This window comes from Shewanella sp. VK101 (genome assembly GCF_056497865.1).
On sequence record NZ_CM151402.1, the window covers coordinates 4,440,149 to 4,455,067 of the forward strand.

Below are 14,919 nucleotides of genomic sequence, written 5' to 3' on the forward strand. Positions count from 1 at the left end.
GCAGTAACAGCAGTAAACAAGGAGTCAGCCATGCCGGCTACAGGTTTCATTCTGGACGATATTGAAAATCTGCGTGAGTCCGCCGCGGTGGAGTTCAAGCTCGCCGCCGGACGCCATGGCAAGGGTGCGCTACCGCTGGCGCTGTGGGAAAGCTACAGCGCCTTTGCCAATACCAATGGCGGCGAGATCATTCTTGGTGTCAGGGAGGAAAAGGGCGAGTTTTTTATCGAAGGAATAGCCGAACCCAGGCCCCTTATCGATGAAGCCTGGAAGATACTCAACAATTCACAAAAGATCAGCGCCAATATTCTTGGCCCGGCCGACATTCAGCTGATAGAACTGGCCGGTAAGCAGTTGATCCGCTTTCATGTGCCTCAGGCCGACTACAGTCAACAACCCGTCTATCTGGGGACTGAAGCAATTGGCGGCACCTATATCAGGGTCGGAGATGCCGATATGCGCGCCAGTCCGGCGCAGGTGAAACGCATGCTAAGACGCAAACAGAGACACAGTATTCAAGCCAGCCAGAGTTCCAGAGTCAAATAGCTTCCCACCAGGGCGATAGCCGAGCCCATGAGTTGCACCGCCCGTTTGCGCTTGCCATCCGGGTTTATCAAACTGCCGATGATCACCCCGGCAACATGAATGGCCGCCGTTCCCAACAAAAAGCCCATGGCATAAATGCTTGGCCTGGCCAACTCAGGCATTTCAACGCCGTGAGCATGACCGTGAAACAAGGCAAAGACGCCGACAAAGGCCATGGCAAAAGAGATGGGCATCTCACGGTTGAGCGCAATGGCAAGCCCCAGCAGCAATACCGACAGGGCAATACCCGATTCAACAAAAGGGATCGGCATGAGTGACATACCGGCAACCGCGCCCAGGGTCATGAAAAACAGAAATGCCAAAGGTACAGACCAGATGGCACTGCGCCCCAACTGGGTACTGAGAATACCGACACTGAGCATGGCCAACAGATGATCGAACCCCAATACAGGGTGATTGAAACCATCCCAGAAACCACCATCCGCATGCAGCTCGTGTGCTGAGACCGGCAGGCTCAACAGCAACAACAACAGCATGATTATTCGGGATGGCATAGGTTAAACCTCAGAGCACAACGGCAAGGAGCTATACACTAGCACCAAGTCGATGTTAAAAAAATGATAAGAAACTAAAAAAGCGCGCTTTGATGCACGCTTTAATGGTGAGAAATTGTTTCAGGGAGCCAGAGTCAGTGGCTGTGCCCAGGAAACACGCGCCTGTTTCTGTTGGATCAATTGATTGATCAGTTCACGGATCTTAGGTTCGGCATCAATGAACTTGTTCATATTGGCTCCACCCATCCGAGCATCATAGATAGCCTGACCATCGAGTCTACCCTGGTGATACACCTTAATCTCGGCGTATACCATATAAAGCGCCAAGTCCCATGCCCAATTCGCACTGTAGGTTGCAGTCCAATCACATTGATCGGCGGCGTTTAACTCTTGAACCAGTCGATAGCGTATCTGTTTTTCACGCAGCACCTTCTCCACTTCCTGCAAGAAACCTTCCCTGACCTGTGGGTTTTCCAGAATACAGAGGCCTGCATCTTGATGCAGTGCCACGGGATCGACCTGTTGTTTGATGGAGCAAGCACTGAGCCCCAAAAAAGATGTAAGCAGTAGTATGGCGAGTCGTTTTGTCATTTTCTTCTTATCCATAGAGATGGTTACAGCCCGGCCGGGCGCAGCCAATCTACTCAGAAAACACAAAAACGCAACAAAATCACAATAGAAGTGCCAATTCACTCAGAGAATGGAGCCGAATGTGAGGCAGCAGGGTGTTGGCTGCTCTGCAGTTATCACCGGCAAACGCCGGATTGAGCCAGGCAGCCTGACAGCCGGCCTTACGGGCACCTTCGACATCTGTCAGCGGGTGGTCGCCGACATGCAGCAGCGCCTCAGAGGGTAAGGCCAGGCGCTCGGCGGCCAACTGGAACATATCCCCCCAGGGTTTACGTCTGACACCATTGCCCGGATGCAGCACAAACTCAAACATCTCTCCCAGGCCAATTCTGCCGGCATCCACATTGCCATTGGTGATCCCGACCAGGCGAAAACGCTCAGCCAATTGCGAAAGTAAGGCGAGCACTTCCTTTGACACCTTAAAGTCACTGCGCCGCTCAAGGAACAAGGCCAGACCCGCTTTCGCGCCTTGATTGGCCTTATGTTTATCATATCCCAGCATCTCCAGCCCAGTTTGCAGCAGCATCAATCGCGCGGCACTGGTGTCATGGGTCAGCTCGGCTTGCTGCAGCAAGAGCTGGCGCTTCAACGCCCGCCAGTCTGCAGCCTGCCAATTGTCGCTCAGTGGGTACTCTTTGGCCAACCAGTCGAGCAATGCGCCTTCGGCGGCGGCGATAATTGGCCGGTTATCATAAAGGGTATCGTCAAGATCAAAACTGATGGCTTCGATAGCGCCGGGGCGAAGAAACACCTGCATCACTTGTCCTTTTTGGCTCTGGGGTGCGCGCCGTCATACACCTTGGCCAGATGTTGAAAGTCCAGACTGGTATATATTTGGGTGGTCGCCAGATTGGCGTGTCCCAGCAGCTCCTGCACTGCCCGCAAGTCGCCGCTGGATTCCAGCATATGAGTCGCGAAGGAATGCCTGAGCTTGTGGGGATGCACCCTGGCGGATAACACCTGCTCCTGCCCCCAGCGCGCCATGCGCGCCTGAATACTGCGATGTGCCAAACGCTTGCCCTTGGCGGTCACGAACAGCGCCTGATCTTCACAGGGAATATCCCGGCGGTAATCCAGCCATTGTTGCAATGCGGCAATGGCGACCGAGCCCACAGGCAGCAGCCGTTCCTTGCCACCTTTACCCATCACCTTGATTTGCTGCTGGGCGAAATCCAGTTGCGGCACATCCAACGAGGCCAACTCGGCCAGACGCAGCCCGGAGGAGTAACACAGCTCCATCATCGCCTTGTCACGGGCACTGAGGGGATCTGTCACCTCAATATCCAGCAGATGACTGATGCTATCGGCGTCGAGATTCTTGGGCAGCGGCTTATTCTGTTTTGGGGCGCTCAGTTGCCGGGCGGGATTACTCTTGACCAGCTCTTCGAGCAGCAGAAATTCGTAGAACTGCTTGACTGCCGACAGGCACAGAGACAAAGAGCGGGGGCTGAGCCCCTGACGATGTAACTTGGCCAACACAGCACTCAACAGGGGATCGGTTACCTGCTCCCAATCAATATCCTGCGGCAGCAGCCCGGCAACCCGTTGCAGTTCGCGCAGATAGTTGCGGGCTGTGTAAGGAGACAGCTGCCGCTCGGCACTGAGATGGCGCTCGAAGCGGCCAAGCCAGGGAGAATCCTGTTTAACGGCCATCAGAGCTTGGGCAGCAGATGGTCCAACAACTGCCGCAACTGATCCAGCAGCATATTGTCCATCTCCGGATGGAAGTGGGTCACATCGGCACTGGCGATAGCAAAGATCACCTGGCCATTTTGTTCCGACAACCGTGCCAGTGACACTGAGCCGACTTCAGAGCCGAATAAACGCTTGGACTCCTCCTTGGTCAGGCGACCAAAGTAATAGCCGTGCTGCAGGCGCTTACGCCAGATGGCCGAGAGTTCTGAGTCGATATCATGCACGGTAATCAGGCGTACATGACTGAAGTTAAAGGCTTCTTTAAGCTCGGCGCACAGCACCTGTCTCAGCTCACCCATATCTTCGCAATCGAGTAACTTCAATGAAAGCTGGGTATTGAAGCGGAAGATTTTCTCATTGCGGCTGGCCATGCCAAGCAGCGCGGTGATCTCCTCTTCCAGCTGTTGTACCCGGCTGCGCAGCAGCTCTTGCCGCCGCTCTACCAGAGAAACTGTGCCACGCTCGCCGTGGGGCAGACGCATAGCCAGCAGCAGCTCGGGGTGACGGCAGAAAAACTCCGGATTATCCAACAGATATTCACGGATGATCTGCTCATCAAAAGGTGGATTGAGCTTAGCTTTGGCGTCTGTCATATCTGTATCTGTCCGTCGTATACCTGTTCGGCCGGGCCCGTCATCCACAGCGGCTTGCCCTCACCTTCCCATTTGATTGTCAGGGTGCCGCCGGGCAGGTCGACCCGCACAGTGTTGCCCAGCTTGCCCTGCAATTGGCCCACCACTGCAGCCGCGCAGGCACCGCTGCCACAGGCCAGGGTTTCAGCGGCGCCGCGCTCATAAACCCTGAGCTTGATATGGCCCTTGTTGAGCACCTGCATAAAGCCGACATTGACCCCTTTGGGGAAGCGTTCGTGGTTGGTCAGCTGCGCGCCAATAACATCGACATCTGTGGCAGCCACATCCTCGACTTCCAGCACGCAGTGGGGGTTACCCATGGAGACTGCACCGCAGAGGAAGGTTTGCCCTTCGGTAGGCAACAGGTAGGTCTTTTCGGCCTTTTTGGCCTTGAAGGGGATCCGCGCCGGATCCAAGATAGGTACGCCCATATTGACGGTGACATTGCCATCGCGCTCCAGGCGCAGGGTCATCTTGCCGGATGAGGTGCTGACCTTGATCTTGTATTTCTGGGTCAGGCCCTTGTTGCGAACAAAGCGGGCAAAGCAGCGGGCGCCGTTGCCGCACTGTTCGACCTCGCTGCCATCGGCATTGAAGATACGATAATGAAAGTCCAGATCCGGATCATAGGGCGGCTCGACCAGCAGCAGTTGATCGAAGCCGATACCGAAGTTGCGGTCGGCCAGGCGCCGGATCTGCTCCGGCGAAAAGTACACATTCTGAGTCACGCCATCGACGACCATAAAGTCGTTGCCCAGACCATGCATCTTAGTAAAGTGGATCAAGATTACTCCTAGGTTCCAACGCCTACAGCGGGAAAGTACTCACACTAGTTTACGGCAGCAAGTGCTCACCTTGCCACAGTTGTTCCAGCTTTTCCCGTTCACGCACCAGATAATGTTCACTGCCATCGACCATGACTTCAGCCGCTCGTGGACGGGTGTTGTAGTTGGAGGACATCACAAAGCCATAAGCACCGCTGGAACGCACCGCCAGTAGGTCGTGGGCTTGCAGCACCAAGGCGCGCGATTTCCCCAGAAAATCCCCGGTTTCACACACTGGGCCGACTATGTCGTATTCCCGGCTTTCACCCTCTCTTGGCTGCACAGGGATAATCTGCTGCCAGGCGCTGTAGAGTGACGGGCGGATAAGGTCATTCATGGCACCGTCCACTATCGCAAAATACTTGCCGGCATTCTCTTTCTGGAACAGCACCTGGGTGACAAAGATCCCGGCATTGGCGGCAATCGCCCTGCCCGGTTCGAAAATTAGCTTCAGTGGTCGTTCACCCAGACGCTCGAGCAACGCGGCGGCATACTTGTCCGGTTGTGGCGGGGTTTCTTCATCATAAGTGACCCCCAGGCCACCGCCCACATCCAGATGCTCAATCACTATGCCTTTTTCTGCCAGCCTATCAATCAATGCCAGCATTCTGTCCATGGCATCGAGAAACGGCCTGAGTTCAGTAAGCTGTGAGCCGATATGGCAGTCGGCGCCCTTGATGGCCAGGTGCGGCAAGGATTGCACCTGCAGGAAGGCTTCCTCGGCTTCATCCATGGCGATACCGAACTTGTTTTCTTTCAGGCCGGTAGAGATATAGGGGTGAGTACCGGCATCCACATCCGGGTTGATCCGCAAGGAAACCGGCGCCTGTTTACCCAAAGAGCCTGCCACTTCGTTGAGCAGTTCAAGCTCGGCGCGGGATTCAACATTGAAGCAATATATCCCAAGCTCCAGTGCCAGTTTCATTTCCGCCGCTGTCTTGCCAACACCGGAAAACACCACCTTGGCCGGATCGCCACCTGCGGTGATTACCCGGGTCAGTTCTCCGCCTGAGACAATATCAAAGCCACTGCCAAGGCGCGCCAACACATTGAGCACCGCCAGATTGGAGTTGGCCTTGACCGCATAGCAGATAAGGTGCGGATGAGAGGCCACGGCTCTGTCAAAGGCATGCCAATGGCGCTCCAATGTTGCCCGCGAATAGACATACAAAGGCGTACCATATTGAGCCGCCAAATCGGCAACGGCACAGTCTTCGGCATACAGAGCCTGAGCTTGATACTGAAAATGATCCAATTAGTTTTCCTCTGTCGATTGCTGGGGTTGCTCGGTTTGTTCCGCCTGGGATTGGTTGTCCGGCAGATCCGGGCTCTTGTATAGCGCGCCTTTTTGACCACAACCAAGCAGCAACAGGCTAGCAAGCATCAGGGATAAAAACAGTCTCATTTTACTCAACATCTGGGCAGCAGGATTACATTAGCCTTATAATCGCATTCATCTTGATGAAAGCAAAGGACAGATATTCCATGGCAATGACAGATACCGAATATCATCAGCTCGCCGATGAAATGTTCGACCGGATAGAAACCGCAATTGAGAATGCAATCGATGAGCAGGATGCCGATGTTGATATCGACGCTTCAGGCAACTTGCTGCAACTCGAGTTCGCCGACAGCTCCAAAATCGTGATCAACAAGCAGGAGCCGCTGCACCAGATCTGGGTAGCAACCCGTTTCGGTGGTTATCACTTTGGCTATGTCGACGGTAAATGGATAGATGAGCGCAATGGCGGCGAGTTTATGCCCTTCGTCAGAGAGTCCATCAGCCGCCAGGGCGGAATAGAGCTGTCGTTCTGATGATTTAGGGGCGGTCAGAACTCTGTCTGCGCCGCCCTTGCCGTGACCCCGAAAGGCACCACATCCAGATTACCGCTCTGGCGCACCAGGCGGAAAAACTGCGGAAAGTTGAAGTGATTTTTAAGGCTCAGGACTTCGCCAAAGGCGTAATGCTGGGTAACAGTATTCACCAATTCACTGACATCCGGATTGCTGTGCACATAGTGGCTCAAGCCATTTCCTTCATCCAGTACGAACACATCCAACTCGTCTTCCCGGCTGCGCAGAAAATACTGTATCACCCCTTTCACCGCATAATTTTGGATAACCTCAGGCACCTTGACCCAAGGGTCACCGGCAAGCTCGGGTCTTGGCAAACTCTGTAACTCGCCCCTGGCCAACTGACGATAGAGGGACTTCACATCGCTGAGATCCCGGTAACTCATGCCCTTGGCATCGAAAAACAGGCCATATTTCTTTTCACCCAGTTGCAGTGGCTGCACCAAGGTCTTTGACGGACAGGCATCTTTTATCAGTCGGTGCACCTGCTTGAGAATATCCACGACAGTTTGTTCCAGCTGGGACTGCAGCTTTTGCGAAGCACTGACGACATCGAAGGCCACCTGTTGTGGCGCTCTTCTCATACCTGGAGTGGCAAAGGCGATGGCCTCCAATAGCGCCTGCTCACCGACAAAGCTGTGACAATGCCATTCCCCCCAGGAGTTGAGGCTCATCAGTTGCACCGACCCCAGCAAACTGGCTGCCGGTTTTCCTGTCGCCAGCAGGTTGCTGCCCATGAGTTCCAGCATCAAGGTCTGGCCCTGCCAATGCTCGCTGGGGTCCTGCTCCAGATTGAGGATCCACACCAACTTGCGATAGTGCCAAGGCTGGCACAGATCCAGTTTCGACACCCGCCACTTCTTGTCTTCGGTATAAGGCAGTAGCCGTTCGGCCACCTGGTTAAGACGCCGGCACCGCAGACGACCCGCGCCGTATTCAAACCAGCGGCTATTGACAGTGGCCACCCCATTGAGACAAGCCCAAATCATCAAGGAGGCGGCATTATCTGCCTGATAGATGGCCACTTCGCCCATAAACTGCCGCGGCTCAGGTGACAGACGATACAGATGACAGCGACCATCCTGCTCGCTGCGGACTATAGTCAGATTCGGCTCTGCCAGCGACTGACTCCAAAGCCGGTTGAGCCGCAGGATCTGCTGCTTGTCCTCACTGAAATAGGTGTGCAGCTTACGGGTCAGCAGCCCCAAATCTTCCACTTTAAAGTACTCGCTCAGCCTGTGGGTCGAAGCGAAATGCAGCAGGGTCTGGTAGCTGGCCAACATCAACTCGTTGAGCTGGGCGTTGAACCACTGCAACTGGCCACTGTGCCAGTGTTCACAATCATCCAGGGTGGTCAGCAGGCTCTGGGGCCATTCCCACTGTTCAACCAACTGCTTGAGCTTGTGGTAGCGCCAATCGTGACACTGCTCGACATCACTGAGCCTGATACCACATTTGAGGTAAAAGCAGCGGCGCACTATCTCCAGCCGACGCTCGTCTCCCACTTTAAGCAGATAAGATTCGATATATTGATACAGGAGCAGATAGGCATCGTTGGCGTTGGAAAAGTCACCGGCCAGAGTTCTCAACCACACCCATTCGCTGACCAGATTGGTTTGTGGATAATTACTGGCATAGGCTTCCAGCAGCAGCACCTTGAGCAGGGCCTTGTGCGGCTTGTCCAGACCTTTATAGAGCTGCCATAAAGAGGCACCAAAATACTCATTGGCCGGCAGTTGGTGCACATCACCAAGGAACAGAAAGTCATTACAGGGTTGGGCATTGGGCCACCAGGCGACTGTCTTGCCGGCCAGGCGGATATGGCTGCGATAGAACTCTTCCAACAGCAACCAATGCTGGGCGCTGCCGCTGTGTTCATGCCCCAATAGCTCCCATTCGGCGTCCTGATAGCAAGTGTCATCACGGCAAAACTGCCGCGGGTGTACCAGATAAAAGTTCACCTCGAATTGAAAGCCGGCAAACCAGCGGGTGAGTTTTAGGCTCTTCTCCCGCAGCAGTTCCACTTCCTCCTGGGTTAGCCCGGCGTCATAGACCAACCAGACATCTACATCACTCTTGGGGTTCTGGCCAAAACTGGCGGTGCTGCCCATTACGTAAACCCCTTCCAGTACAGGACTGGCATGCTGTGAGTCTTCGAGCAGTGGCAACTTGAGAGTAGCGAGCGATTCTTTGAGCTCGACTGAGTGTTGGAACCCCTTGATACCGCAGGGCGTCATGGGGCCGTTGTATCCGGGCAAACGGTTGTGATGCTGATGCAACAACAGAGGGATCAGGTTAAACAGATGCCTTTGCAGTGGGGAAAACAGCGCCTGAGCACGGGCCAAACGCACTCGATTGAGGCGCTCGGCGTATTCGGCGTATTGTCGCTGACGCTCGATCATCCGAATTTCACTATCCCTGAACCAGTTAGATGATCATGCTAACACTTTTAAGGTAGCAGGCAAGTAATGAGATCAAGATCACACTATTTGGCGAAAATTTAACGTGCCCACTTCAAAGATTGAGCAGCGTTCGGTGCCATTCTCCAATAGGCAATGTTAGCATTGGCGCATTTAACGTACTCTCACGGAAAAGATTGGCATGTCAGAAAATCGCATTCGCATAGCAACACGTAAAAGCCCTCTCGCCATGTGGCAGGCAGAATTTGTCAAAGCCGAGCTGGAACGCATTCACCCCGGGCTGACAGTAGAACTGCTGCCAATGAGCACCAAGGGTGATGTCATCCTGGATACTCCTCTGGCCAAAGTGGGCGGCAAGGGGCTGTTCGTTAAAGAGCTGGAAGTCGCCATGCTGGAAGACCAGGCGGATATCGCCGTGCATTCCATGAAAGATGTGCCGGTTGAATTTCCCGAAGGGCTGGGGCTGGAAGTGATCTGCGAACGTGAAGATCCCCGTGATGCCTTCGTTTCCAACAGCTACAAGAGTATAGATGAACTGCCTCAAGGCGCGGTTGTGGGTACTTCAAGTCTGCGTCGTCAGTGTCAGCTCAGAGCCCGTCGCCCTGACCTTATCATCAAAGATCTGCGCGGCAACGTGGGAACCCGTCTGGGTAAACTGGATGCCGGTGAATATGATGCCATCATTCTGGCTGCTGCCGGGCTTATCCGCTTGAAATTATCAGAGCGTATCGCCAGCTTTATCAGCGCCGAAGAATCATTGCCGGCCAACGGCCAGGGTGCTGTGGGCATCGAATGTCGCACCGACGATGAGCGGGTAAAAGCCTTGTTGGCACCGCTTGAGCATAAAGAAACCCGCTATCGCGTACTGGCGGAACGGGCCATGAACACACGTTTGGAAGGGGGTTGCCAGGTCCCCATTGGTGCCTATGCCGAAATCCAGGGCGAACAACTGAGCCTCAGAGGCTTGGTAGGTAATCCGGATGGCTCCGAGGTGATCACAGGTCAAGTCAGCGGTCACCAAGACGAGGCCGTAGCCCTGGGTAACGCCCTGGCAGAAGAACTGCTGAGCAAAGGCGCCAAAACCATATTGGATGCCGTTTACGGCAAATAACAAGGCGGCACCATGAGAGTGTTGTTGACGCGCCCCGAGGGGCGCAATCACGCCATGGAACAGGCGCTGACAGAAAGGGGCATACCTTTTATGGTGACCCCTCTCTTGGCTGTTGAGGCCATGGAGGATAAAGGTATCTCTCCTGCCGAGGTCCTTGATGCCGACATCATTGTGTTTGTCAGCACTAATGCGGTGCATTTCGGTACTCAGGCTCTCAATGCTCCCTGGCCGTCACACATTCAATATTTTGCCGTCGGCGAAGCCACTTTCGAGGCCTTTGCACAGTATGGCATCCTGGGCCATAAAGCGCCGGATGACAATCAACAGACCGAAGGCCTGTTAACCCTGCCGGGTTTGCAACCCGAAGCGGTAAAACACAAGAAAGTGGTCATTATTCGCGGCAACGGTGGCCGGGAGGTACTGGGACAAACACTCCAGCAATATGGGGCGTCGGTTCAATTCTGGGAAGTCTATCGCCGCACTTGTCCTGCCTATGATGCAGTACAACTGGTCAAGGAATGGCAAGACTTCGGAATAGACACCATAGTACTCAGCAGCGCCGAGAGCCTGATGAACCTTATCCGACTGCTGCCAAAAGAGTATTTTGCTTGGCTGCAAGCATGTCATATTATAGTTCCCAGTATTCGGGTGGTAGATAAGGCCGTGGTCGCCGGATTAACTCAAGTGACCGATGCCACGGCAGCCAACAGTAAAGCCGTACTCAAGGCATTAAGGCTCTAGTTTTCCCCCCTCCCGATTTCCAGCCCTATTGTCGCGTTAAAGGACTGCATTAATGGATAACAGTAAGCCAGAAGTCGGGAGCGATACCCCCGCACTGCCTACCCAACCCTTGGGTACCACAGAGCAAGAAACCCCAGCGGCGACAGCCAAGCGCAGCTCATGGCCCCTGAGACTGACGCTGCTATTGAGCCTGTTGCTGGCACTGCTGGCCTGCGCCATAGGTGCTTATCTCTTTTGGCAACTGCAGCAACAGCAAGCCGCCAATGCGCAACTGGCAACCACTCTAGAACAAGTCAAACAAGCTCCAGAGGCCAGATTGCAGGCACTGGAACAGCAACTGAGAAGCGACCGGCAGCAAAATCAACAGCAGCAAGGTGCCATAGAACAACTGAGCGATGCCCAGCAGCAGATGCAAACCCGCATCGCCACTCTGGCACAGCGTAACCCCAACCATTGGATGGCGGCAGAAGCCGAATATCTGGTGCGGATGGCGGGACGTAAACTGTGGCTGGAGAAAGATCCGCAAACGGCAACCGGCCTGTTACAGGCTGCCGATGAGCGAATTGCTGCCATGCAGGAGCCTTCACTCATGCCTCTGCGTCGTGCCCTCGCCAACGATATGGCGGCGGTCAGCGCCATCAAGAATACCGATATCGCAGGTACAGTGTTCACCCTCGATGGCATTATCACCAAGTTGGACAAGTTGCCACTCAATCGTGTCGGCAGCCAGCAAATGGAGCCAGAAGCAGAAAACAAGATGTCTGACTCCATAGGTGATTGGCAGAGCAACCTGTCCAAGACCTGGAGCGCACTGAAGGAAGATTTCTTCACTATTCGCAAGATAAGCTCAGATATCACTCCGCTGCTGTCTCCCCAGCAGGAATGGTATTTATTCGAGAATATCCGCAATAAGCTGCTGCAGTCGCAACTGGCCCTCTATCAATATGATGAGCTCAACTACCGCCAGTCATTGGCCATGGCCCGCAAGTGGATCCAGCAATATTTCGATCTCGACGATCCACGCACTGAAGAAGTACTGACTGCAATCAATGCTTTGTCCAGTCTGCAACTGGATCCCATCAATCTGACAAAATTTGAATCCAGCGCTCAACTCAAACAGTTGGTCACCTATGGCGAACTCATGCCGGGGGCTGAACTATGATAAGAGTACTCATCTATCTGGTGATTATTCTGGCTGGTGCCTGTCTGAGTCCGCTTTTTGCCGGCAAAACAGGCTATGTCTATATCGCCTTTCTGGACTGGCAGCTGGAAACCAATCTGCTGTTTGCCGTTATGGCACTCATCATCTTCTTTGCTCTACTGCAGTTACTGGAATGGCTACTGGTCACTGTGCTGAATCTGGTATTAAGCAGTCGTTACCTGCCGCGGCGCTGGCGCCGCAATGCCGCCCGCAAGTACACGCTCACCGGCGCACTGGCGTTGGCAGAAGAGGATTGGCCAGCGGCCGAAAAAGCGATGCAAAAAGGCGCCGAAGCCGGTGAACTGCCGGCTCTCAATTATCTGGCTGCCGCCAGAGCGGCCCAAAGACAGTTCAAGAATGAAGAGCGGGACGACTACCTGAATAAGGCCGCCCTGTTGCCACTGGCGACCCAGGCGGTAACCACCACCAGAGTGCGCTACTACATGCAGCAAGGCGAGCTGGAAAAGGCCCGCGAGCAGCTGGACAAACTGCAACCCAGCAGCAAGAGCAAGGCTCCGGTACTGCAACTGGCACTGGAGCTTTACCAGAGCCAGCTTGACTGGCAGGCTCTGAAACTGTTACTGCCGGCGCTGCGCAAAAAGCAGATCCTGGATAATGAGGAATACGAGCTCCTGAACCAGAGGGTAAATAATGCTTTGTTGGCCCAGGCAGCCCTTCGCAGCGAGCAGGAACTGGAAAAGTGTTGGCACTGGCTTAGTCGCCAGGAACGCAGCCAACAAGCCAATATGGCACAATATGCCTTGGGGCTTGCCGGCTTCAACCGCCGTGACGAAGCCCTGAAACTACTGAACAAGGCGCTAAAGAAGGAACCTTGCGCCTCTGTACTTGAAGTTTTGCCGAAGATTTTTGAAGCCCAGGACAGTGAAACCCTGAAACTGCTGAAGAACTTGGAACCCAAGCTAGAGAACCATGCCGACTACCAACACTGCATGGCCCAAATTCATGAACTCTGCCGTGAATTCAGTCTGGCCCGAGCCGCATGGGAACGCTTGTGTCACTTACTGCCCCGTAAGGAATACTGGTTGGCCTTGGCCAGACTTCAAGAGCAGTTGGCCGATCATCAAGGGGCTTTCAATAGCTACAAGCAAGCCGCCAAGAGCGACTAATCGCTAGACCTTTTCGTAATAAAAAAGCCACTTATTTAGTAATGCCGTTCACTTAGTGTGAACGGCATTTTTCTTAGGCTTAATGGGATACTTGTTTTTACTCATTTTTAACGCACGTGGATAGGCTCTATCCCGTTTCCCATCAAGCTTGAACTGCCTCGCATTACGCACTATGTCCAAGACCTCTCTCGGAACATTCCCAGGCATTTGAGATGACAGCTGAGTCAGTTTAAAAATGATATAACTCGATGCATCTCTAAAGCTTAATTGGTTCGGATGTAACGACGGTAAGCTCTTAGCCATCAACACCATCTTGTATCTGATGAGGTTATAGGCCAACAGTACTCCCCACAATTCTTGGATAACCAGCTCTGGCAATTGACTGCGTAACGTAAAGCGACTCTCCAGAAGATGCTGCTTCATCTCCCGATAGCCCACTTCTATCTCCCATCGATGGGCATATAAATCCGCTATCTCTGCCCCCGGATAACGCAATGGGTCCGTTAATGAGGTCAAAATGGAAACCGACTTACCTTTTATCGTCTTTGTCAGTAAGCGAGCTTCAATATTGTCAGGTAGCATAGGCCACTTCTTTCTGGCTTGAGGCGTGGTGGCTAACTGCACCAGTTGGTCGTGTTTTCCTAAAGAGCGTACCACTTCATATTGCGTCCCTTTCTTCAACGGCAGCAGCCAGTGGCTGTTCGGTTGAGCCTGTTGCCAGGCGTGCAAAAGTCCCAACGAATAAAAGCCTCTGTCAAACAGCGTCAGGCTGTTATTAGGTATGCTTGATATCAGTTCAGCGGCTAAACTCATTTCACTGACAGCAACAGAATCAAAGGCACTGTTCAATACCAAGTGGCTACTTAACTCCATCATGCAAACCATGCGAATTTGAGGATAGGCAGCATCACCAGAAGCGTTGGCGGTTTTGGCGAACACCTGATTGTTTTGCTCACTATCAGGTGTTCGCCATACGATACCATCGACACCGTAGAGGTTGAGCCCACACCAATGCGGATGTTCTGCTCTTTCATGCCAGGTCTTGGCACTTCGCTTAAACACATCCTGAACAACGTCAGAGCCCAGCCGCTTGCGCGCTTGCGTGACAGCACTGCGCGCAACGTAATCCACCTCTTGCGGTAAGACGATATCAAGCTTATTGATGAGTGAGCGGACGGACTCGCCTCTGAACAGAGCCATACCAATCACCGCCCAAATCATGGCATCCATAGGTAACTTACGTCGCCTTAAACTGGCAACACCATGTGAATCAAGGCACGACTGAATTAAATCGGGCTCAAGTACATCGGCCAGACAGGTGAATTCGGTAAGACGGTTGATATGAGTACGCGCCAAAGCTTCTGAAAGTTGCATAAAAAAATCCGATGACATGGGGTCATCGGATTTTGATCCTTTCAGTGAGATCGTCAAGCGATCTGTCTTAACTGATCGGCATTACTTATTTAGTGGCTTTTTTATTAGCCATCACAAGATTATCTGCACGCATACCGTAACCGCATGAATGCGAGATAGATTCTCCAAAGCGGACAAATTGTCTCTCAACAACATTCCAACCGCGATCAG

16 protein-coding genes are annotated in these 14,919 nt (G+C 53.5%); 6 read left to right on the forward strand and 10 right to left on the reverse strand.

Going from position 1 to position 14,919, the window contains the following annotated elements; genetic code table 11:
* Nucleotides 1-30 precede the first annotated feature (30 nt).
* Entirely contained in the window at nucleotides 31-546 is a 516-nt protein-coding gene (locus tag ACSHSR_RS19770) for an AlbA family DNA-binding domain-containing protein (protein ID WP_479631070.1), read from the forward strand.
* On the opposite strand, the gene ACSHSR_RS19775 is transcribed toward ACSHSR_RS19770, so the two are convergent.
* The 8 genes from ACSHSR_RS19775 to lptM all read right to left on the reverse strand — a co-directional run bounded on the left by ACSHSR_RS19775 (nucleotide 516) and on the right by lptM (nucleotide 6,286).
* Complete coding sequence (locus tag ACSHSR_RS19775) at nucleotides 516-1,100, reverse strand: HupE/UreJ family protein (protein WP_479631071.1); 585 nt, start codon at nucleotides 1,098-1,100, stop codon at nucleotides 516-518. The genes ACSHSR_RS19770 and ACSHSR_RS19775 overlap by 31 nt on opposite strands.
* Nucleotides 1,101-1,220: 120 nt before the next feature.
* Nucleotides 1,221-1,691 (reverse strand): Sbal_3080 family lipoprotein, encoded by a 471-nt coding sequence (locus tag ACSHSR_RS19780; protein WP_025889827.1) that lies wholly within the window; start codon nucleotides 1,689-1,691, stop codon nucleotides 1,221-1,223.
* A 79-nt stretch (nucleotides 1,692-1,770) separates the two neighbouring features.
* A complete protein-coding gene (locus ACSHSR_RS19785; RefSeq protein ID WP_479631072.1) occupies nucleotides 1,771-2,487 on the reverse strand; it encodes an HAD-IA family hydrolase in 717 nt (238 codons plus the stop codon).
* The gene (gene xerC, locus ACSHSR_RS19790; protein ID WP_208143220.1) at nucleotides 2,487-3,383 is read right to left on the reverse strand and encodes a tyrosine recombinase XerC; all 897 of its coding nucleotides are present in this window, start codon (nucleotides 3,381-3,383) and stop codon (nucleotides 2,487-2,489) included. The genes ACSHSR_RS19785 and xerC overlap by 1 nt, the downstream gene beginning before the upstream one ends.
* Entirely contained in the window at nucleotides 3,383-4,018 is a 636-nt protein-coding gene (locus ACSHSR_RS19795; protein ID WP_025011355.1) for a DUF484 family protein, read from the reverse strand. The genes xerC and ACSHSR_RS19795 overlap by 1 nt, the downstream gene beginning before the upstream one ends.
* Complete coding sequence (gene dapF / locus ACSHSR_RS19800) at nucleotides 4,015-4,842, reverse strand: diaminopimelate epimerase (protein ID WP_062793757.1); 828 nt, start codon at nucleotides 4,840-4,842, stop codon at nucleotides 4,015-4,017. Before dapF ends, ACSHSR_RS19795 begins: the two co-directional genes overlap by 4 nt.
* 49 nt (nucleotides 4,843-4,891) lie before the next feature.
* Nucleotides 4,892-6,136 carry a diaminopimelate decarboxylase gene (lysA, locus tag ACSHSR_RS19805; protein ID WP_062793758.1) on the reverse strand — a complete coding sequence of 415 codons (1,245 nt, stop codon included), beginning with the start codon at nucleotides 6,134-6,136 and terminating at the stop codon, nucleotides 4,892-4,894.
* Nucleotides 6,137-6,286 carry an LPS translocon maturation chaperone LptM gene (gene lptM, locus ACSHSR_RS19810; RefSeq protein WP_162887842.1) on the reverse strand — a complete coding sequence of 50 codons (150 nt, stop codon included), beginning with the start codon at nucleotides 6,284-6,286 and terminating at the stop codon, nucleotides 6,137-6,139.
* A gap of 80 nt (nucleotides 6,287-6,366) precedes the next feature.
* Between lptM and cyaY the strand changes: the two genes are divergently transcribed.
* Nucleotides 6,367-6,696, forward strand: a complete 330-nt coding sequence (gene cyaY, locus ACSHSR_RS19815; protein WP_479631073.1) for an iron donor protein CyaY — start codon at nucleotides 6,367-6,369, stop codon at nucleotides 6,694-6,696.
* A gap of 14 nt (nucleotides 6,697-6,710) precedes the next feature.
* Here cyaY and ACSHSR_RS19820 read toward each other — a convergent pair whose 3' ends face one another.
* The gene (locus tag ACSHSR_RS19820; RefSeq protein WP_144134114.1) at nucleotides 6,711-9,134 is read right to left on the reverse strand and encodes a class I adenylate cyclase; all 2,424 of its coding nucleotides are present in this window, start codon (nucleotides 9,132-9,134) and stop codon (nucleotides 6,711-6,713) included.
* A 202-nt stretch (nucleotides 9,135-9,336) separates the two neighbouring features.
* Between ACSHSR_RS19820 and hemC the strand changes: the two genes are divergently transcribed.
* From hemC to ACSHSR_RS19840, 4 genes are read left to right on the forward strand one after another with little or no spacing between them, the layout of a single operon-like run.
* Nucleotides 9,337-10,266 carry a hydroxymethylbilane synthase gene (gene hemC / locus ACSHSR_RS19825; protein ID WP_025011358.1) on the forward strand — a complete coding sequence of 310 codons (930 nt, stop codon included), beginning with the start codon at nucleotides 9,337-9,339 and terminating at the stop codon, nucleotides 10,264-10,266.
* Nucleotides 10,267-10,278: 12 nt separating this feature from the next.
* A complete protein-coding gene (locus ACSHSR_RS19830; protein WP_144131764.1) occupies nucleotides 10,279-11,007 on the forward strand; it encodes a uroporphyrinogen-III synthase in 729 nt (242 codons plus the stop codon).
* Between the two features lie 52 nt (nucleotides 11,008-11,059).
* On the forward strand, nucleotides 11,060-12,169 hold the full coding sequence (locus ACSHSR_RS19835; protein ID WP_052678653.1) for a uroporphyrinogen-III C-methyltransferase: 1,110 nt from the start codon (nucleotides 11,060-11,062) through the stop codon (nucleotides 12,167-12,169).
* On the forward strand, nucleotides 12,166-13,335 hold the full coding sequence (locus tag ACSHSR_RS19840) for a heme biosynthesis HemY N-terminal domain-containing protein (protein ID WP_071238618.1): 1,170 nt from the start codon (nucleotides 12,166-12,168) through the stop codon (nucleotides 13,333-13,335). Before ACSHSR_RS19835 ends, ACSHSR_RS19840 begins: the two co-directional genes overlap by 4 nt.
* Nucleotides 13,336-13,383: 48 nt before the next feature.
* Here the strand turns inward: ACSHSR_RS19840 and ACSHSR_RS19845 are convergent, their stop codons facing one another.
* Complete coding sequence (locus tag ACSHSR_RS19845) at nucleotides 13,384-14,709, reverse strand: IS4 family transposase (protein WP_208191067.1); 1,326 nt, start codon at nucleotides 14,707-14,709, stop codon at nucleotides 13,384-13,386.
* Nucleotides 14,710-14,919: the final 210 nt, after the last annotated feature.

Bases quoted from the DNA above. Each gene is read 5' to 3' on its own strand.
- ACSHSR_RS19795 (WP_025011355.1), bottom strand. From the start codon at position 4,018: ATGACAGACGCCAAAGCTAAGCTCAATCCACCTTTTGATGAGCAGATC.
- ACSHSR_RS19780 (WP_025889827.1), bottom strand. From the start codon at position 1,691: ATGACAAAACGACTCGCCATACTACTGCTTACATCTTTTTTGGGGCTC.
- xerC (WP_208143220.1), bottom strand. From the start codon at position 3,383: ATGGCCGTTAAACAGGATTCTCCCTGGCTTGGCCGCTTCGAGCGCCAT.
- ACSHSR_RS19785 (WP_479631072.1), bottom strand. From the start codon at position 2,487: ATGCAGGTGTTTCTTCGCCCCGGCGCTATCGAAGCCATCAGTTTTGAT.
- ACSHSR_RS19845 (WP_208191067.1), bottom strand. From the start codon at position 14,709: ATGCAACTTTCAGAAGCTTTGGCGCGTACTCATATCAACCGTCTTACC.
- cyaY (WP_479631073.1), top strand. From the start codon at position 6,367: ATGGCAATGACAGATACCGAATATCATCAGCTCGCCGATGAAATGTTC.
- ACSHSR_RS19840 (WP_071238618.1), top strand. From the start codon at position 12,166: ATGATAAGAGTACTCATCTATCTGGTGATTATTCTGGCTGGTGCCTGT.
- ACSHSR_RS19835 (WP_052678653.1), top strand. From the start codon at position 11,060: ATGGATAACAGTAAGCCAGAAGTCGGGAGCGATACCCCCGCACTGCCT.
- ACSHSR_RS19830 (WP_144131764.1), top strand. From the start codon at position 10,279: ATGAGAGTGTTGTTGACGCGCCCCGAGGGGCGCAATCACGCCATGGAA.
- lptM (WP_162887842.1), bottom strand. From the start codon at position 6,286: ATGAGACTGTTTTTATCCCTGATGCTTGCTAGCCTGTTGCTGCTTGGT.
- hemC (WP_025011358.1), top strand. From the start codon at position 9,337: ATGTCAGAAAATCGCATTCGCATAGCAACACGTAAAAGCCCTCTCGCC.
- ACSHSR_RS19770 (WP_479631070.1), top strand. From the start codon at position 31: ATGCCGGCTACAGGTTTCATTCTGGACGATATTGAAAATCTGCGTGAG.
- ACSHSR_RS19775 (WP_479631071.1), bottom strand. From the start codon at position 1,100: ATGCCATCCCGAATAATCATGCTGTTGTTGTTGCTGTTGAGCCTGCCG.